16 protein-coding genes are annotated in these 18,623 nt (G+C 61.8%); 6 read left to right on the plus strand and 10 right to left on the minus strand.

Going from position 1 to position 18,623, the window contains the following annotated elements; translation table 11 throughout:
- Positions 1–4: 4 nt before the first annotated feature.
- Positions 5–1,948: a DNA mismatch repair endonuclease MutL gene (mutL, locus tag A2I95_RS03560; RefSeq protein ID WP_291727920.1), complete on the minus strand. Its 1,944-nt coding sequence runs from the start codon at positions 1,946–1,948 to the stop codon at positions 5–7.
- Between the two features lie 246 nt (positions 1,949–2,194).
- Here mutL and deoC point away from each other — a divergent pair, with 246 nt between their 5' ends.
- Positions 2,195–3,184 (plus strand): deoxyribose-phosphate aldolase, encoded by a 990-nt coding sequence (gene deoC / locus A2I95_RS03565; protein ID WP_291727922.1) that lies wholly within the window; start codon positions 2,195–2,197, stop codon positions 3,182–3,184.
- A gap of 11 nt (positions 3,185–3,195) precedes the next feature.
- Positions 3,196–5,532, plus strand: coding sequence for an aldehyde dehydrogenase family protein (locus tag A2I95_RS03570; RefSeq protein ID WP_291727924.1), 2,337 nt, complete (start codon positions 3,196–3,198; stop codon positions 5,530–5,532).
- Between the two features lie 173 nt (positions 5,533–5,705).
- On the opposite strand, the gene rpsO is transcribed toward A2I95_RS03570, so the two are convergent.
- The 4 genes from rpsO to truB form a co-directional block, all read right to left on the minus strand.
- The gene (gene rpsO, locus A2I95_RS03575) at positions 5,706–5,975 is read right to left on the minus strand and encodes a 30S ribosomal protein S15 (protein ID WP_027257184.1); all 270 of its coding nucleotides are present in this window, start codon (positions 5,973–5,975) and stop codon (positions 5,706–5,708) included.
- A 161-nt stretch (positions 5,976–6,136) separates the two neighbouring features.
- The gene (locus A2I95_RS03580) at positions 6,137–7,144 is read right to left on the minus strand and encodes a calcium-binding protein (RefSeq protein WP_291727927.1); all 1,008 of its coding nucleotides are present in this window, start codon (positions 7,142–7,144) and stop codon (positions 6,137–6,139) included.
- Positions 7,145–7,229: 85 nt separating this feature from the next.
- Positions 7,230–7,742, minus strand: a complete 513-nt coding sequence (locus A2I95_RS03585) for a DUF1643 domain-containing protein (RefSeq protein ID WP_291727929.1) — start codon at positions 7,740–7,742, stop codon at positions 7,230–7,232.
- Between the two features lie 352 nt (positions 7,743–8,094).
- A complete protein-coding gene (truB, locus tag A2I95_RS03590; RefSeq protein WP_291727931.1) occupies positions 8,095–9,006 on the minus strand; it encodes a tRNA pseudouridine(55) synthase TruB in 912 nt (303 codons plus the stop codon).
- Positions 9,007–9,170: 164 nt separating this feature from the next.
- On the opposite strand from truB, the gene A2I95_RS03595 reads away from it, so the two are divergent.
- Complete coding sequence (locus tag A2I95_RS03595; protein ID WP_291727933.1) at positions 9,171–9,824, plus strand: RluA family pseudouridine synthase; 654 nt, start codon at positions 9,171–9,173, stop codon at positions 9,822–9,824.
- A gap of 8 nt (positions 9,825–9,832) precedes the next feature.
- On the opposite strand, the gene A2I95_RS03600 is transcribed toward A2I95_RS03595, so the two are convergent.
- Positions 9,833–10,363, minus strand: coding sequence for an XRE family transcriptional regulator (locus A2I95_RS03600; RefSeq protein ID WP_291727934.1), 531 nt, complete (start codon positions 10,361–10,363; stop codon positions 9,833–9,835).
- A gap of 131 nt (positions 10,364–10,494) precedes the next feature.
- Here A2I95_RS03600 and A2I95_RS03605 point away from each other — a divergent pair, with 131 nt between their 5' ends.
- Together A2I95_RS03605 and A2I95_RS03610 are read left to right on the plus strand one after the other, a co-directional pair.
- Positions 10,495–11,208 carry an AzlC family ABC transporter permease gene (locus tag A2I95_RS03605; RefSeq protein WP_291727937.1) on the plus strand — a complete coding sequence of 238 codons (714 nt, stop codon included), beginning with the start codon at positions 10,495–10,497 and terminating at the stop codon, positions 11,206–11,208.
- Entirely contained in the window at positions 11,198–11,494 is a 297-nt protein-coding gene (locus A2I95_RS03610) for an AzlD domain-containing protein (RefSeq protein ID WP_291727939.1), read from the plus strand. The genes A2I95_RS03605 and A2I95_RS03610 overlap by 11 nt, the downstream gene beginning before the upstream one ends.
- A gap of 177 nt (positions 11,495–11,671) precedes the next feature.
- On the opposite strand, the gene A2I95_RS03615 is transcribed toward A2I95_RS03610, so the two are convergent.
- Positions 11,672–13,111, minus strand: coding sequence for an aldehyde dehydrogenase family protein (locus tag A2I95_RS03615; RefSeq protein ID WP_291727941.1), 1,440 nt, complete (start codon positions 13,109–13,111; stop codon positions 11,672–11,674).
- Between the two features lie 288 nt (positions 13,112–13,399).
- Between A2I95_RS03615 and A2I95_RS03620 the strand changes: the two genes are divergently transcribed.
- Complete coding sequence (locus A2I95_RS03620) at positions 13,400–14,053, plus strand: peroxiredoxin (protein WP_291727943.1); 654 nt, start codon at positions 13,400–13,402, stop codon at positions 14,051–14,053.
- A 57-nt stretch (positions 14,054–14,110) separates the two neighbouring features.
- Here A2I95_RS03620 and A2I95_RS03625 read toward each other — a convergent pair whose 3' ends face one another.
- The 3 genes from A2I95_RS03625 to pnp all read right to left on the minus strand — a co-directional run bounded on the left by A2I95_RS03625 (position 14,111) and on the right by pnp (position 18,436).
- Positions 14,111–15,286 (minus strand): rhamnan synthesis F family protein, encoded by a 1,176-nt coding sequence (locus tag A2I95_RS03625; RefSeq protein ID WP_291727944.1) that lies wholly within the window; start codon positions 15,284–15,286, stop codon positions 14,111–14,113.
- A gap of 42 nt (positions 15,287–15,328) precedes the next feature.
- On the minus strand, positions 15,329–16,189 hold the full coding sequence (locus A2I95_RS03630; protein WP_291727946.1) for a glycosyltransferase family 2 protein: 861 nt from the start codon (positions 16,187–16,189) through the stop codon (positions 15,329–15,331).
- 102 nt (positions 16,190–16,291) lie between these two features.
- Positions 16,292–18,436, minus strand: a complete 2,145-nt coding sequence (gene pnp, locus A2I95_RS03635) for a polyribonucleotide nucleotidyltransferase (RefSeq protein WP_291727948.1) — start codon at positions 18,434–18,436, stop codon at positions 16,292–16,294.
- Positions 18,437–18,623: the final 187 nt, after the last annotated feature.

The following is an 18,623-nucleotide window of genomic DNA, read 5'->3' on the forward strand; positions in this document are numbered from 1 at the left end:
CTTTTCAGGTGCGCCCGAACAGGCGCTCGATATCTGCCAGTTTCAGTTCCACATAGGTGGGGCGGCCATGATTGCACTGGCCGGAATGGGGTGTTGCCTCCATCTCGCGCAGCAGCGCATTCATCTCCTCGCCCCGCATCCGGCGGCCTGAGCGGATTGAACCATGGCAGGCGACCCGGCTCAGGATTGCTTCGATCTTGGCTTGCACCAGCTGGCTTTCGCCCTGGTCGGACAGTTCGTCCAGGATGTCCTTGATCATCGCCTCGGCGTTGACCTCGCCCAGGATCGCCGGGGTTTCGCGCACCGCAACCGCACTGCCGCCAAAGGGCTCGATGCCAAGGCCGAACTTTGCCAGTTCCTCCGCCACGCCCAAGAGGCAAGCACAGTCATTGTCGCTGAGCTCAACAATCTCCGGGATCAGCAGCGCCTGGGCCGCAACACCATTCTCTTCCATCTGATGTTTCAGCTTTTCATAAACCAGCCGCTCATGTGCTGCGTGCTGGTCAACGATCACCATACCGTCGGTAGTCTGAGCGATGATGTAATTCTCATGCACCTGGCCGCGCGCCGCGCCCAGCGGCAGGGCTTCTGCCCCGGGCACGGTGGCCCCGGACGCATCCGAAGCCTGACCCGGGGACACTGGAGTCACTGGCACCTCTGTGACCTGCCCGCTGTAGACCCCCTGCAATTCGGCAAAACCCGGCGATGGCGGCGCATCCAAGGGAGACGCCTGCGGCAAACCGGGGGATTGCGCCGCGTACGCACTGCTGCGCGCGCCCAGCGAAGGCCGGTCCATCTGATAAATCCGCGGCGCACCTGTCGCCGTGGGCTGTTCCGGTTTCATCGCCCCCAGCGTGGCGCCTGCCACTGTGGTCGACGCACGGTGCCCGGCCTCTGCCAGCGCATGGCGCAGGGCAGACACGATCAGCCCCCGAGCCAATCCGGGATCGCGGAAGCGCACCTCGGATTTGGCGGGATGCACATTCACGTCCACCAGCTGCGGGTCGCAATCAATGAACAGCGCTGCCGCCGGATGCCTGTCGCGGCTGAGGAAATCAAAATAGGCCGCCCTGAGAGCGCCGGTCAGCATCTTGTCCTTTACCGGCCGGGTATTCACAAACAGGAACTGCGCCACCGCCGCGCCGCGCGAATAGGTCGGCAGCGCCGCATAGCCAAAAAGCCGGATCCCTTCGCGGGTCGCGTCGATCTTCAGCGCGTTTTCGGCAAACTCACGCCCCAGAACCGAAGCCAGCCGCCCGTGCAGCGCATCAAACAAGTCTCCCGGCAAAGGATCGGCGCGGAAGGTCACCCGGCCCTCGCTGCCTCCGGGCACGTCGCGCAGGGTGAAGCCAACCGAAGGTTCCGCCATCGCCAGCCGTTTCACAGTATCGGAAATCGCCTGGCTCTCGGCCCGGTCGGTGCGCATGAACTTGAGCCGCGCCGGAGTGGCGAAAAACAGATCGCGCAGTTCGACAATGGTGCCCGCCCGCAGCGCCGCCGGTTTGACTGGCTCCAGCCTGCCGCCCGACACCCGGATCTGCGCCGCCTCATGCCCTTCCGCCCGGCTGGTAATGGTCAGCCGCCCGACCGCGCCAAGCGAGGGCAGCGCCTCGCCGCGGAAGCCGAAGGTGTGGATGTTCAACAGGTCAGAACCGTCGATCTTGGAGGTGGCATGACGGCTCAGCGCCAGCGGCAGATCCTTAGGTGTCATGCCGCAGCCGTCATCACTCACCCGGATCAGGGTCTTGCCGCCATCGGCGATTTCCACAGTGATGCGGGTGGCGCCAGCGTCAATGGCATTTTCCACCAGCTCCTTGACCGCCGAAGCGGGCCGTTCCACCACCTCGCCGGCCGCAATCCGGTTAATGGCGCTGTCATCCAGCTGGCGAATGATTGGCCGGGTATTCGAAGGCGATTCTTCGCTGATATGGGGGTTTGCACTGCTCATACCGCTAAATTTAGCATGTATGTGCGATTCTGCCACCGGAATGCGCAGCCATCTGGCTGCAGTCCCGTAAAACAGGAAGGTGCCCCCGCAAGCCATGCTGCGAACGGGAAACCGCAGGCACCCTCACCCCGCAGCTTGCATTTTTGTCCATTCAGTCAAAAAATATGCCCGTCTGCGAGGCCGCTCGCTTGCCAATATGCCGCACCCGTGCGAATTTCGCACGGAACTCTGCTGAGGACTCCCCGAATGGAAAGCCAAATCGCTGAACGAAGCGCGCAGTTGCCGCAGCTGGCCGAACCGCGCAATCCGGGCATGGCGCTGGACCTGGACTGGGTCGCCGCCGTGCAGGCCAATACGTCGGCCATCGAACACCGCTGCGCCACCCTCCCGGGCCGCCGCAGCGTGAAGAAAGACCATCAGGCTGCCTGGCTGCTGAAGGCCATCAGCCTCATTGATCTCACTACACTCTCCGGTGACGACACCGAGGGCCGTGTCCGCCGCTTGTGCGCCAAAGCCCGCCAGCCGGTCAGCGCCGGTGTTCTGAGCACATTGGGGATGGAGGGTCTCACCACCGGGGCGGTCTGCGTCTACCACGACATGATCCCCACGGCTGTTGCCGCACTGCAAGGCACTGGCATTCCGGTTGCCGCGGTCTCCACTGGCTTTCCGGCCGGCCTGTCGCCCTTCCACCTGCGGCTGGCGGAGATTGAGGAAAGCGTCAAGGCAGGCGCCGAGGAAATCGACATCGTGATATCGCGCCGCCATGTGCTGACCGGCAACTGGCAGGCGCTTTACGACGAGATGAAGGCCTTCCGCCAGGCCTGCGGCGACGCCCATGTGAAGGCGATCCTCGCAACCGGCGAGCTGGGCAGCTTGCGAAACGTCGCCCGCGCCTCGCTGATCTGCATGATGGCAGGCGCCGATTTCATCAAGACTTCCACCGGCAAGGAAAGCGTCAACGCCACCCTGCCCGTGTCGCTGGTGATGATCCGCGCGATCCGCGACTATTATGACCGCACCGGCTATCGGGTCGGCTACAAGCCCGCAGGCGGCATCTCCAAGGCCAAGGATGCACTCGTCTATCTGGCACTGATGAAGGATGAGCTGGGCGACCGTTGGCTGCAGCCCGATCTGTTCCGCTTTGGCGCTTCTTCGCTGCTCGGCGATATTGAGCGTCAGTTGGAACACCATGTCACCGGGGCATACTCCGCCGGCTACCGCCATTCCATGGGCTGAGGGCTGAATACATGACTATCAAAGAGATTTTCGACACCATGGAATACGGCCCCGCCCCCGAAAGCGCTGCCGAGGCACTGGCCTGGCTGGTCGATCAGGGCAGCCGGTTCGGCCATTTCATCAATGGCGGTTTCACTGCCCCTGGCGATGGCTTTGAGAGCAAGAACCCAGCCACTGGCGAGGTGCTGGCAACCCTGACCCAGGCCACGCAGGCAGATGTGGATGCTGCGGTTGAAGCTGCACGCAAGGCGCAAGACGGCTGGGCGGGCCTGGGCGGAGCGGGACGCGCCAAGTACCTGTATGCCATCGCCCGGTTGCTGCAGAAGCATTCCCGACTGTTTGCAGTTTTGGAAACACTGGACAACGGCAAGCCGATCCGCGAATCCCGCGATATCGATATCCCCCTGGCCCAGCGGCATTTCTACTATCACGCAGGCATGGCCCAGCTGATGGAAAGCGAACTGCCGGACGCCGAGGCCCTGGGCGTCTGCGGCCAGATCATTCCGTGGAATTTCCCCCTGTTGATGCTGGCCTGGAAGATCGCGCCTGCTATTGCCATGGGCAACACCGTGGTGCTGAAACCGGCGGAATACACATCCCTCACCGCGCTGCTGTTTGCCGATATCTGCCGTCAGGCGGGCCTGCCTAAGGGTGTTGTCAACATCGTCACTGGCGATGGGGCCGCGGGCGAGATGATCACCGCGGCGGATGTGGACAAGATCGCCTTCACCGGCTCCACCTCCGTTGGCCGCCGGATCCGCGAGGCCACCGCAGGCAGCGGCAAGGCGCTGACGCTCGAACTCGGCGGCAAATCTCCCTACATCGTTTTTGACGATGCCGATATTGATTCAGCTATCGAAGGGCTGGTCGATGCGATCTGGTTCAACCAGGGCCAGGTCTGCTGCGCCGGCTCACGCCTCTTGGTGCAGGAAGGCATCGCCGGACGGTTCCACACTAAGCTCAAGACCCGGATGGACGGCTTGCGCATCGGCAACCCACTGGACAAGTGCATCGACGTGGGTGCCGTGGTCGATCCGGTGCAGTTGGACACTATTTCCGGCATGATCGCCTCCAACCGGGCTGGCACCATGCACCAGGCCCAGGTGGAAATGCCTGAAGGCGGCTGTTTCTACCCGCCGACGCTGATTGAAGGCCTGTCGCCGGCCGATCCGCTGATGCAGGAAGAGATCTTTGGCCCGGTGCTGGTCTCCTGCACCTTCCGCACGCCGGAAGAAGCGGTGGAGCTGGCCAACAACACCCGCTACGGCCTTGCTGCAACGCTTTGGACCGAGAACGTGAACCTGGCGCTCGGCATGGCGCCGAAACTGGCGGCCGGCGTTGTCTGGATCAACGGTACCAACATGTTCGACGCCGCTGCGGGTTTTGGCGGCGTGCGCGAAAGCGGCTTTGGCCGCGAGGGCAGCTGGGAAGGCTTGGCGGCATACACCCGGTCAAAAGCCAAGGCGAAACCGCTGACCGAGATGGAAGCATTCGAGGGCAATGGCGCCCCGGCGGACCCGCTGGACCGTACTGCCAAGATGTATGTCGGCGGCAAGCAGACCCGCCCGGACAGCGGTTACTCCCGAGCGGTTTATGGCAAGTCCGGCGCGCTGCTGGGCCACGTCGGCCTTGCCAACCGCAAGGACGTCCGCAACGCAGTTGAAGCCGCCGCCAGTGCCGGAAAATGGTCCAAGACCACCGGCCATCTGCGGGCACAGATCCTATACTATATTGGAGAGAACCTCTCAGCCCGAGCCGCGGAGTTTGCCGCCCGCATCGACGCAATGACCGGCAAGAAGGGCGGCACGGCAGAGATCGAGGCCTCGATCCAGCGCCTGTTCACTGCTGCAGCCTGGGCCGACAAATACGACGGCCAGATCCACGGCGTGCCAATCCGCGGCGTGGCGCTGGCAATGAAGGAACCCGCCGGTGTGATTGGCGCGCTTTGCGCCGCTGAGGCACCGCTTCTGGGTCTGGTCTCGGCAATGGCGCCGGCCATTGCCATGGGCAACCGGGTGGTGCTCGCGGCCTCCGAACCCTTCCCGCTGGCGGCGACCGATTTCTACCAGGTTTTGGAGACATCAGACGTGCCCGCAGGCGTGGTCAACATCCTGACCGGCAGCCACGCCGAGCTGGCAAAACCGCTGGCCTCGCATTTGAACGTGGATGCGGTCTGGAGCTTTTCCTCCACCGATCTGTCGGCGGCGATCGAAGCCGCATCGGCGGGCAATCTAAAACGGACCTGGGTCAACAACCGTACCGCCACCGACTGGACGCAGGACCACAGCAAACGGTTCCTGCAGGAAGCCACCGAGATTAAGAACATCTGGGTGCCCTACGGCGAATGAAGCACAGGTCCCAGGGCTTTCCCGCTTCTGGTCAAGATATACAGCGCCGCTCCATCGGGGGCGGCGGTTTCTATTCGGCCCTGCCGGCGTCCCAGGCCCAAGACAGGGCTTGCGAGCAAAAGAAAACGCCCGCTCCTTTCGGAACGGGCGTAGAAATCCGGGATTAGCGCGGATTAGCGGCGGATACCCAGGCGCTTGATCAGGTCCTGGTAACGGGACACGTCCTTGCCTTTGGTGTAATCCAGCAGCTTGCGGCGCTGAGCAACCATCTTCAGAAGGCCACGGCGGCCGTGGTTGTCCTTCTTGTGGGTTTTGAAGTGCTCAGTCAGGGTGTTGATGCGCGAGGTCAGGATTGCAACCTGGACTTCCGGCGAACCGGTGTCGCCGTCCTTGGTTGCGAATTCTTTCATCAGGCGGTTTTTTTCTTCTGCAGTGATCGACATCGGGGTCTCCTTAAAAGGTTAGAGTGGATGGCTCAGGCCGGGATGTCGTCCAGCACAGGCCCATGGAGAAATCCGCTGCAGAATCGCAGCGGATGCGGGCGTATATGATGTTTCCCTGGTAAAGGCAAAGATTAACTGCCAGCCGCTGGATCCGCGCGGGCCTACTGCGGCAGCAACCCGGTTGCAGCGGCTGAGGCCGGATCGATCAGCACCAGATCCGCCGCTGTCAGCCCGCTGGCTCCGGTAACCCGCAAGGCAGGCTCGCCGTCGACAAGGATAACCTGTTCGTCCTCTGCTTCAGGGTTTTGCTGCAGCTCCACGGAAGGCTCTTCACCGTCTTCAAAATCCCAAACAAGCACTAGCGTGTCTTCGTTCGAATCAAAATCCATCAACTGCACCGCATCGTCGGTCCCGGTCCAGTCGCCCGCCATGAACTGATCCTCCCCGGCACCACCGGTCAGCACATCCCCTGATCCGGCAATCAGTGTGTCATCACCGGCACCGCCATTGACATAGTCCTGCTCCGTGCCGTCCCCGGCACCGGACACCACATCATTTCCATAACCGCCAAACAGCGTGTCGGCGCCGCCGCCGCCGGCAAGGCTGTCGTCGCCGTCATTGCCGTGCAGTGAGTCCCGGCCTTCACCGCCCTCCAGCCAGTCCTGGCCTTGGCCGCCATGCACCAGATCCGAGCCGCCGCCGCCCTGAAGCTTATCATCCCCGAAATGCCCAAAAAGACTGTCCTCTCCGGCATCTCCTTCCAGCGAGTCGGAACCGTCTGCGCCGTGCAGCAGGTCCTGGCCTTTGCCGCCGGACAGGCTGTCATCGCCGCCATCGCCGTGCAGAACGTCGCTGCCCTGGCCCCCGTCGATCCAGTCATGACCGCTGTACCCGCCAAGCTGGTCATCGCCATCCCCGCCCCTAAGGCTGTCAGCCGCCCCGGTTCCCGTGATGACATCATTTTCATCTGTACCGGTTACGGTTCTGCCTTCCGGCTCGATAAACCCTCCATCCAGCCCATCCCCGCCGGTGTCAGCCTCCTGATCGGGGCCGGAGGCCGTCCCCTCCCCATCCGGGGTTTCGGTATCAACCAGGACCGCGCTGCCCACCGCAACAAGGCCCAGAACACTTGCCAGCCACAACATTGCCCGCTCAACCTCAATAAACACTCATAACCCACTTGCACGATCACACGCTATGATTGCAGGTGCAAAACAAATAGGGAACATCAGTTAACAGCCACCGAAGAGCCCGCTAAAGCTGCTGCCAAAGCTCCGGTTGCTCGGAGTAGGCGATGTAAAGCGGATGCTTCGGATGGCCGGCCTTGCTGAGACCGAGGTGATGCAGCGGCTTTCCGGTTGCGCGCAGCGCCGCCGCAACCCGGGCCCCTTGCCCGCGATGCTCACCGTGGGTGCCCCAGGCGCAGATCACCATGTCAGCCCAATCCATGCCGTTCAAAATGGCCGCCATGTTGTCTGGGCCTTCTGGTTCTTCCAGATGCCGCATCCCGCGCGGATCGGTGACCCGGCAGGCAAAGATATTGGTGGCCCGGAAACCGCCGAACCCCAATGACCGTGCGCGGCGCTCGCAGCGTTCAATGGTCGGATCGTTCTGCACTTCGGTTGCGGTTGACGGGTTCAGCATCACAAACATCACCCGTCGCCCGGCAGGATCCCAAACCCGGGTCAGGCTGTAGCGATAGGTTTCGCAATCGGAATAGACGGCGGTTGAGGGCGCATCGCCCTTGGTGTGGCTGCGGGTGATCATCAGCCGTCTGTAGCAGGGCTTTTTCGACTGTCCAAGCTTACTGTCCTAGTATCAGTACCAACCCTGAATACACCCCTAAGTGTATTGCCGGACGCCACAATACATATTAGTTGTTGGTGACGCATTTCATTCGGACAGTTTATTCATGGAATTGCTGCCGCTAGGATTTGGCTTTGCGGCAGCCGGTCTCATCCTAGGTGCGGACAGGCACACAGACATACTCAATCATAAGAGGAATAGGTCAGAAATCCTGGCCCAATGTTTCGCGCGCGAAACATTCAGTCAAAACTACTGACCTGTTAAATTGCCCTTGTGGCTGACAGCTCAGCAGCGTGGACCGGCTGCAGGCAGATCATTCCGGCTGCACAAACACCCGGCTTGGGTGCAATTCACCAGCCTTGTAGATCCCCACAGCCACCGCCTGCCCGTCCAGAGAGGCCCAGGCCTCATCGCCGTACTCCACATCCGCGGCTATCACCATGCCCGGGTTGCCATTGCGCAAGCGCACCGCACCCTGCGGGGTGCATTTCAGCTCGGGCAGATCGGCAAGCCCTTCTTCCAGAGGCCGCAGATACCGGTCCAGATCGGTGGATTTCGCTAGTTCATCCACCAGCTCCAGCGAAATGCCGTCTTCTGCATCAAACGGGCCGGACCAGATCCGCCGCAGCTGCTTCACATAGCCATGGCAACCCAAGGCCGCACCCAGATCGCGGGCGATTGAGCGCACATATCCGCCTTTGCCGCAGGTCATCTCCAGTACTGCATGGTCTTCGTCGGGACGATCCAGCAGGATCAGCTCTTCGACCCACAGCGGGCGGGCAGAAAGCTCCACCTCTTCGCCGTCACGAGCCAGTTTATAGGCACGCTGGCCGTCTATCTTCACCGCGGAGAACTTGGGCGGCACCTGCATGATCTCGCCCAGGAAGGGTTGCAAAGCTTCCTTGATCTGTTCGTCGGTGGGGCGCTCGGCGCTTTCTGCAATCACCTCGCCCTCGGCGTCGTCGGTATTGGTTGCAGCACCCAGCCGTACAGTGAATGTATAGGCCTTCAACGCGTCGGTGATATACGGCACAGTCTTAGTTGCCTCGCCCAGCGCCACGGCCAGAACACCGGTTGCCTCGGGGTCCAGGGTGCCCGCATGGCCTGCCTTCTTGGCATCCAGCGCCCAGCGCACCTTGTTCACAACCGCCGTGCTGGTCAGCCCCGCGGGCTTGTCCACCACCAGCCAGCCGGAAATATCGCGCCCTTTGCGTTTGCGTGCCATGCCTAGTCCCCATGTGTACGTGAGGCGCGCCGGTTACCGGATCGCCGGGACAGTGTCAATTTAGCAAATGACAGGTCCCGAAGGAAAGCCTGGAGATAAACCCGATGGGGACCGGAACCGGCCAGTGCTTGCCCCTGCCGACCAGTGGCGCTAGGCAGGCGGTCATGGCCGTTTCAAGCGAATACACACCGCCGCAGGACCCGCTGGAGATCCTGCACCACGACGCCGAGCTGCTGGCAGTAAGCAAGCCTGCCGGGCTGTTATCGGTGCCTGGGCGCGGCGCGCATCTGGCCGATTGCCTGATCTCCCGCATTCAGGCGGTGTTCCCCGAGGCGCTGCTGGTTCATCGGCTGGACCGGGATACGTCGGGCGTGATGGTGTTCGGCCTCTCCCCGCATGCGCAGCGGCATCTGTCGATGCAGTTTGAAAAGCGCACGGCGAAAAAGGCCTATGTGGCGCGCGTGGCTGGCAGGCTGGAGCCGCGCAGCGGCACAGTGGATCTGCCGCTGATCGTGGATTGGCCGAACCGGCCCAAGCAGAGGGTCTGCAACGAGACCGGCAAACCCGCCGTCACCGAATGGCGGGTGATGAAGTACGAGGACGGCGCCACACGGGTGCGGCTGACACCGAAGACCGGACGCACGCATCAGCTGCGGGTGCATATGCTGTCGCTGGGGCACCCGATTCTGGGCGATCCGCTTTATGCCAGCGGTGCAGCACTGGAGCATCCCAGGCTCATGCTGCATTCCCAGGAGCTGCGGATCAAACACCCGAACAGCGGCGAGTCTCTGAAATTCCGGGTTAAGCCGGAGTTCTGAGGCCCCGGTCAGGGCGCCTCCATCACCATCAGGAACACTGTGCCGCTCCGCGTCGCCTCATAACTATGCGGGTGGTCGCCGGGAAAGCTGTAGTAATCACCCGGCCACAGCAGCTCCTCCCGCCCTTCCAGCCCTGCCCGCATCTGCCCGGAACAGACCAGCATATGCTCCACTGTGCCGCGCGGATGCGGCGCGGCGCGGCGGGTTTCGCCCGGCTGCATCACCACGCGGTAGACATCCCGGCGCACATTCGGCGGGCTGCGGGACAATAGAACGGCAGCGAAGTCTGACTGCTCCGACTCCAGCACCTCACCCTCGCTTGCGCGGATGAGCCTAGTGGCAGGGGCCTCGGTCTCGAACAGCAAGCTCAGCGGAACGTCCAGCGCTGCGGCCAGTGCCCAAAGTGTCTCTACACTGGGGTTTCCGTTACCGGCTTCAAGCTGCGAAAGGGTTGATTTGGCAATTCCAGCTTGTGCGGCCAGCCCCGACAGCGACTTTCCCGCGCGGCTGCGCTCGCGTTGGATGGCGGCAGCAATCATTTGATGAGGTGCTGACATGTTCGATATTTCACCCTTTTGTTCGACTTGACGAACGAACGTATCGTTCGGTATACAATACTTGCGTTCGATTTAAGCGAAATCATGCCCCGTTTCCAGAGGAACTTCCCTCAATGGCAATCCAGAACATCTCCGCCCGGCCCCCCGCCTTCAGCCAACTGACCTCCGGACTGCGGGATATCCTGCCATTGGCTGCCGGCGTGGCTGTCTATGGGCTGGCTTTCGGCCTGCTCGCAGCGCAGGCAAGCATGGATGGGCTGCAGACCGGAGTAATGGGCACCATCGTCTTTGCCGGATCTTCACAGATCATCGCAGTGGAACGGCTGGCTGCGGGCACCGGCGCGGGTGCAGCCATCCTGGCCGGGCTGGCACTGAACCTGCGGCTGCTTCTGATCACGGCCTCGCTCCGGGATGAGTATTCCGGACGGCCCTGGTGGCAAGTGCTGCTTGGTGTGCATCTGGCCACGGACGAAAATTGGGCTCTGATGCACGCGATGCGCGCCCGCGGCCATCAAGCCGGTTACTGGTACTTGATCGGCGGCGGCATCGGGCTGATTGCAGTCTGGGTGCTGTCCACAGTGGCAGGCGCGAGTTTTGCCAGCACTGTGCCTGAACCCAAGGCCCTGGGTATGGATTTTGCCTTCACCGCAGCTTTCATCGCCATTCTCCGGTCGCTGTGGAGCGGTTCAACTATGCTTTTGCCCTGGGCCGGTTCTGTGGCCATCGTACTGCTGGCAGGTCTCTTAACGCCGATGGATCCCACCTGGACACTGATCCTGGGCGGCCTGGGCGGAGCGGTCCTTGCCGGAGTGCTGAATGATGACTGAAACATGGATCCTGATTCTCGGGCTGGCAGCGGCTACTTTTGCGGTACGGCTGTCCGGTTATCTGCTAGGCCAACGGCTGCCGGATCATGGCCCTTGGGCGCGCGGCCTGCAGGCGCTGCCAGGCTGCCTGATCCTGTCGCTGGTTACTTACCTCTTGATGCAGGGCGGCCCGCAAGAATGGGCAGCCGGAACGGTGGCCCTGGCAGTGGCTCTTGCCACCCGCAGCCTGCCCCTGACTATGGCTGCCGGAATAGCAGTGATCTACCTTCTTAGAGCCTATTTCTGACCAACCCCGCGAAGGCCCCCTGCCCGTGCGCAGCACGGGCCACGCCCAAGGCTGAGGACCGCCCGGCGCAGCCGGGGGAACAAAGGCACGGGAGCTCTGCCGGTGCCCAAATTACAACGCCGCAAATAGAAAAGCCGCCCGGAAAGGCGGCTCTCCATAACTTCGAAGGCTGCGGGTTTATTCAGCCGCCCAGCCGCCGACGGCCTTCACTTCCAGAAAGTCCTCGATGCCCCATTTGCCGCCCTCACGGCCCTTGCCGGACTGCTTCATACCTCCAAAGGGCGAGCCGGCCGAGCGGGACTTACCGTTCATCTCGACCATGCCAGAGCGCAGCGCACGGGCCACGCGGTTGGCGCGGGCGCCATCCTGGGTCTGCACATAATTGGTCAGCCCATAGGGCGTGTCGTTGGCGATCCCGATCGCGTCTTCCTCATTCTCAAACGGAATGATCGACAGAACCGGGCCAAAGATTTCTTCGCGCGCGATGGTCATCTGGTTGTTCACATCGGCAAAGACCGTGGGCTTTACATAGTAACCCTTGTTCAAACCGTCCGGACGTCCAGTGCCGCCGGCAATCAGCTTGGCGCCTTCATCGATGCCCTGCTGGATCAAGTCCTGGATCTTGGTCCACTGCATCTCGTTCACCACCGGACCGATGTGACGGCCTTCCTGGCTGGCCGGGCCGACCTCGACCTTGGCAGCCACTTCCGCCGCCTCGGCAACCACGCGGTCATAGATGCTGTTCTGCACCAGCATCCGGCTGGGCGCGTTGCAGCTTTGACCGGTGTTTTGCATCATGTGCAGCACACCGCGCTTCACCGCCTTCTCGTCAGCGTCCTCAAAAATCACATTGGCGCCTTTGCCGCCCAGCTCCAGGTCCACCTTCTTCAGCGTCGGTGCCGCAGCCTGGGTAATCGCGATCCCTGCGCGGGTGGAGCCGGTGAAGGAGATCATGTCCACATCCGGATGGGTGGTCAGCTGAGAGCCAACACCCGGGCCGTCGCCGTTCACCAAGTTGAAGACACCTGCCGGGAAGCCGGCCTCATCCATCAGCTCAGCAAAGATCATCGCGTTCAGCGGGCTTTGTTCGGAGGGCTTCAGCACCATGGTGCAGCCGGCAACTGCCGCCGCGCCAACCTTAAGCGTCACCTGGTTCATCGGCCAGTTCCACGGCGTGATCAGTGCGCAAACGCCCACCGCCTCGTGGATGATGCGGTCGTTAGGGCTGCGCGCGTTCAGCGGCGCGTCAAAGTCAAACTCCTTGGCCGCGGCGATGAAGTTACGCAGGTGCCAGCTGCCGGCGCCGACTTGCGAGCTGCGCGACATGTCGATCGGCGCGCCCATTTCCAGCGACATCGCCTGAGCCAGGTCCTCGGCGCGGGCTTCATAGACATCGACCAGTTTTTCCACCAGCGCGATACGCTCTGCCACTGGGGTCGCCATCCAGCCCGGCAGCGCTGCCTTGGCCGCGGCAACCGCGGCGTTGGTGTCGGCTTCGGACCCCAGAGAGATCACCGCGCAGGGTTCCTCGGTCGAAGGGTTCACCACCTCGAAATCGTTTGAAGCAGCAGGAGCGGCCCACTGGCCGTTGATGTAAAAGTCGCGTTTCTCGATCATGTCGGGATCTCCCAAGTCAGAGGTATTCTGGTTTCCGCCTTGCCAGTTTCGCGGCCACTGTGTCACTGCTCCGGCATAGGGGCAAGGGCGGGGCAAAGGCATCGCCGCGTAATTTGATCAAATTATCGCGGGCGCTGTCAATGGCCCCTTGGAACGGTTGCAATTCTTCGCCATGGGGTCTTGCGGCAATTTTTCGTGGTTTCCCGGTACGGGGACTGTATCCTTGCGCTAGACTACTTAGGTTGCAGACAAGACGACTCAAAATTCATATGACAAGGAGATACCGCCATGGGTTTGCGCATTAACGACACGGTCCCCGATTTTACTGCGGAAACGGATCAGGGCACCATCACCTTCCATGACTGGATCGGCGACAGCTGGGCGATTCTGTTCTCGCACCCCAAGGATTTCACCCCGGTCTGCACCACCGAATTTTCCGCTGTGGCGCAGCTGAGCGAGGAGTGGAGCAAACGCAACACCAAGGTCCTTGGCGTTTCGGTTGACGGTGTTGAGGACCATAAGAAATGGAAAAAGGACATCGAGGAATACGGCAAGGCCGCGCCGGGCTTCCCGATCATCGCCGATGACGGACTGGCGGTTTCCAAAGCCTTCGACATGCTGCCTGCCGAGGCGTATCTGCCCGACGGCCGCACCCCGGCGGACAGCGCCACCGTGCGGTCGGTGTTCATCATCGGCCCGGACAAGCAACTGAAACTGTCGATGACCTATCCGATGACCGTGGGCCGCAATTTTGCCGAGATCCTGCGGGCGCTGGACGGCCTTCAAATGTCGCTGGGCAAAGGCGTCGCCACCCCGGCCAACTGGATGCCCGGCGAGGATGTGATCATTCCGCCTACCGTGTCGAACGAGGACGCTAAGGTGAAGTTCGGCGAATTCGATACCATCTTCCCCTACTTGCGCAAGACCAAGGCACCAGAGTAACCCGCACTTTCCATCGCAGTGCTTGCAAGCCGCCTTCGGGCGGCTTGTTTATTTATATTATGACTGAAATCCGCCCGGTGCCGGTGGAAACTCCGGCGCCCGGCTTTGACGCAGTTGGCGCGCCTCTGCGGCAAAGGCTTGACCAGCTTCTCCTGTCAGCCCGGCTGCAAAACGCAGAGTGATATCCGACCCGTCCCGGGTCAGCCAGCAGGACGATTTCTTGAGGAAGGCAAACCCTGCCTCGGCATGCAGGTAGGCGGGCAGCGTATAACTGACGCCTTGGGTGGCAACGGCGGTCAGGATGAAAGACAGGTAATCTTCCGTTGGGGCGTCGTCGTTTGACAGCAGCCTGGCCTTTAGCGCCGCCAGGCTGGGGCGGCCAAAGATGACAGCTTCTTCGGCGATGCGCCGGATCCCGTCCCGGGGCAGCTGCGCCAGACGATGATCCAAATCCGCGATTTTCAGCACCGCGCCATGCGAATACCCATGCGCCAGAACCCACTGGGTGAGGCCGGTTTCACCGCGGCGGACAATGAATTTCTTGTTGTTGGTCAGCGGGAAGCGCTTCCAGAACCTGATGAACTCCGGATCCGCCATCATCCGCCCGGACAGCATCAGCGCATAGGAGCAATACTGGAAATTCCGGCTGGCGGTTGAATACCCCCAATTGATGCTGCGGAAATGCTCTGCCTCCACCCGCGGATGGCCATAATTGCAGGCGGCGGCGGCAAAATCCACAGCCAGCGCCTGTGCGCCCGCCAGCCAGTCGCCTGCCTCCGGCAGCGGAAACCAGGAAGAGTCGTTCAGCAGCACCAGCCGGTCAATGTGCGTCAGCCGCGTACGCGCCGCCAGCAGCCCGTCGCGGTAGCCGCCAAAGTCATATCCGAAATTCGGGCGTTCTATGCACAGCCAGCAGACGTCGCTCAGCCGTTGCCGGTCTTCCTCGCTAAGCGGGATGTTGGAGACCACAACCGGGGCATAGCCGCTGGCGATCAGATAGCGCAGCGCGATGAAGTGGGACTCCTGCAGACCCTGACTGGGGAAGATCAGATAGACCGCAGGCTGCGGCCCGGGCGGTACGGCGCCCTCGGTGCAGCGGATCTGGCGCGCGAGGAACACGTCATAATACCAGCGCCCCAGCAGCAGTGAGCCGAGGCGGCTGGGCAGCTGGGTGATCTGCTGCAACGGGCGTTTCAGCTCGCGGATGATTTTCCAGAACGGGGGCCGTTTCATGCGGGTCGCCTGTAACTAGTAACGAATGGATTGCGCACCAGGTCAGCGCGGCTGCCAGGGCGGCGGGCGGTCTGCAGACCGCTGGCCGGCGCTGCTGAGAATGGCGCGAAAGTAGTACCAGTTCTTGGACCGTTTGCGCGCCGACAGAAGGTTCAGCGGTGAGATCAATTGCAGCGATGCCTCCCCCAGAGCCCGCAGGAAGCCAAAAGGCAAGCCGTGCTTGCGAGCGCCATAGACGCGCGACTGGCCCATGTACCAGGCTTTCAAAGCCGCTGTTTTGGCGGAGCGTTCGGTGGAATGGCCCAGCAGATGCCGGACTTGCGCTGCGTAAACATACCGCAGCGGCCCGCATTCCGCCTTCAGCCGCAGGCTGAGGTCGTCATCCTCATGGAACAGGAAAATTTTGGGGTCAAATCCACCGACCTGGTCAAAGGCTGATTTGCGCACCAGCAGAGCACCGCCGGACAGCACCGGCACCTCACCGCCCTGTTTCGCGGCTTCGCGGCCCAGCCAGTGCGATTTCGCGATCAGTTTGCTGCGGCGTTTGAAAAACAGCGAACCGTCGCCTTTGACAATGCGGGTGTTGAAGGCGGAAGCCTTTGGGTGGGCATCGGCTGCGGCGAACAGGTGCTCCAGCGTGTCCTCGAACAGCTCGGCATCGGGGTTCACGAAGAACAGAAATTCAGTTTCCGCCTGTGCAGCCCCCTGATTGCAGGCCGGGCCAAAGCCGGCGTTTTTCGGGTTCTCTATAAACCGGGCACCATATGCTGCAGCCAGCGCGCCGGTGTCTTCTGCATCCTGGGACGCGTTATCGACCAGAATGCAAGGCACCGAAGATGGAATGGAGCGCAACAGGCCCTCAACAACGGCGGAAGAATTATAGGTGACCGTTATGATGGTCACACGGGGCGGCAAAGACTGTTCCATAAGCGTCCCGGCGGAAATGGAAAACCCGGGGCGCGGATCAAACGCGCCCCGGGCTGGTTATGTGCAGTCAAACAGGGATTAGTCCTGCTCTGCTTTTTCTTTCTTCTCCGGCGCGATTTCTTCGCCGGTTTCCTGATCGACAATCTTCATCGACAGACGGACCTTACCGCGGTCATCAAAGCCCAGCAGCTTGACCTTCACTTCCTGGCCTTCCTTCAGAACGTCCGAAGGATGGTTCAGGCGGCGGTTTTCGATCTGGCTGACATGCACCAGGCCGTCGCGCTTGCCGAAGAAGTTCACAAAGGCGCCGAAGTCGACGATCTTCACAACCTTGCCGGTGTAGACTTGGCCTTCTTCCGGCTCTGCCACGATCGAATAGATCATGTCATAGGCCTTCTTGATGGCTTCGCCGTTCGGGCTGGCGATCTTGATCACGCCATCGTCGTTGATGTCGACTTTTGCGCCGGACACTTCGACGATCTCGCGGATCACCTTGCCGCCCGAGCCGATCACTTCACGGATCTTGTCGGTCGGGATCTGCATGGTTTCGATGCGCGGAGCGTGGACCGAGAATTCAGACGCTTCGGTCAGGGCTTTCGCCATCTCGCCGAGGATGTGGATACGGCCGTCTTTGGCCTGGGCCAGGGCTTTCTCCATGATCTCGGGCGTGATGCCTGCAACCTTGATGTCCATCTGCAGTGAGGTGATGCCGTTTTCGGTACCAGCAACCTTGAAGTCCATGTCGCCGAGGTGGTCTTCGTCACCCAGGATGTCGGACAGGATCGCGTAGGAGCCGTCGTCTTCCAGGATCAGGCCCATCGCAACACCGGCAACCGGTGCTTTCAGCGGCACGCCTGCATCCATCATCGACAGCGAGCCGCCGCAGACGGAGGCCATCGAGGACGAACCGTTCGATTCGGTGATCTCGGAGACCAGGCGGATGGTGTAGGGGAAGTCGGTTGCCGCGGGCAGAACCGCCTGCAGCGCACGCCATGCCAGCTTGCCGTGGCCGATTTCGCGGCGGCCGGGGCCGCCGACACGGCCAACTTCACCCACCGAGTAGGGAGGGAAGTTGTAGTGCAGCAGGAAGTTGGATTTGAAGTTGCCGTGCAGCGCGTCGATGAACTGCTCGTCATCGCCGGTGCCCAGCGTGGTCACAACCAGACCCTGGGTTTCACCGCGGGTGAACAGCGCCGAACCATGGGTCCGCGGCAGCAGGCCGGTTTCCGAAACGATATCGCGGATTTCGTCAGTCGCACGGCCGTCGATACGCTTGCCGGTTTTGACAACGTCGCCGCGCAGAATGCCGGCTTCCAGCTTTTTCAGTGCGGAACCCAGGTTTGCGTCACCCAGCTGTTCTTCGGACAGCGCACCCTTGATGGTTTCGCGGGCGGCGGCAACAGCGGCGGTGCGCTCCTGCTTGTCGCTGATCGCAAAGGCGGCGCGCATCTCGGTTTCGCCAGCAGCTTTGACCGCTTCGTACAGCTCGGAATAATCCGGTGCCTGGAAATCGAACGGCTCTTTCGCAGCTTCTTCGGCCAGCGAGATGATCAGGTCGATCACCGGCTGAATCTGCTCATGCGCAAATTTTACCGCGCCCAGCATTTCTGCTTCGGACAGTTCGTAAGCTTCCGATTCCACCATCATCACGGCGTCTTTGGTGCCGGCAACTACCAGGTCCAGACGCTGCTCGGGGTTCAGGCGCAGATCCTGCATGTCGTCGACGGTCGGGTTCAGGATGTATTCGCCATCCTCGAAACCAACGCGGGCACAGGCAATCGGGCCCATGAACGGTGCGCCGGACAGAGTCAGCGCAGCGGAGGCGGCGATCATTGCAACCATGTCCGGGTCGTTGACCAGATCATGGGACAGCACGGTGCACATCACCAGCACTTCGTTTTTGAAGCCGGGAACGAACAGCGGGCGGATCGGACGGTCGATCAGGCGCGCGGTCAGGGTTTCTTTTTCGGTCGGGCGCGCTTCGCGCTTGAAGAAGCCGCCGGGCACTTTGCCCGCAGCATAGTATTTTTCCTGGTAATGCACGGTCAGCGGGAAGAAGTCCTGGCCGGGCTTCTGCTGACGGGCGAAGGTCACGTTGGCCATGACCGAGGTTTCGCCCAGCGTGGCAATCACAGAGCCATCAGCCTGGCGGGCAACCTTGCCGGTTTCCAGTGTAAGCGTCTCTTCGCCCCACTGCATCGATTTTTTCGAAACGTTAAACATCTAGCGTATCCTAATTGGGAGCACTCCCGGCCCTCCGGGTCTCCCGTTTGCGTGGCGGCCCCATTGCCGCCGGCCCCCTCTATCTTGCTTTCGCGTGCCGGGGCCTGGCACATCGTCTCAGACAAGCCCGCCCATACATGAGTTTGGGGTAAATTGAAAGGGAAAGCGGCACGCATCCGCTGCCGTG

It is taken from the genome of Leisingera sp. F5 (assembly GCF_001593695.1).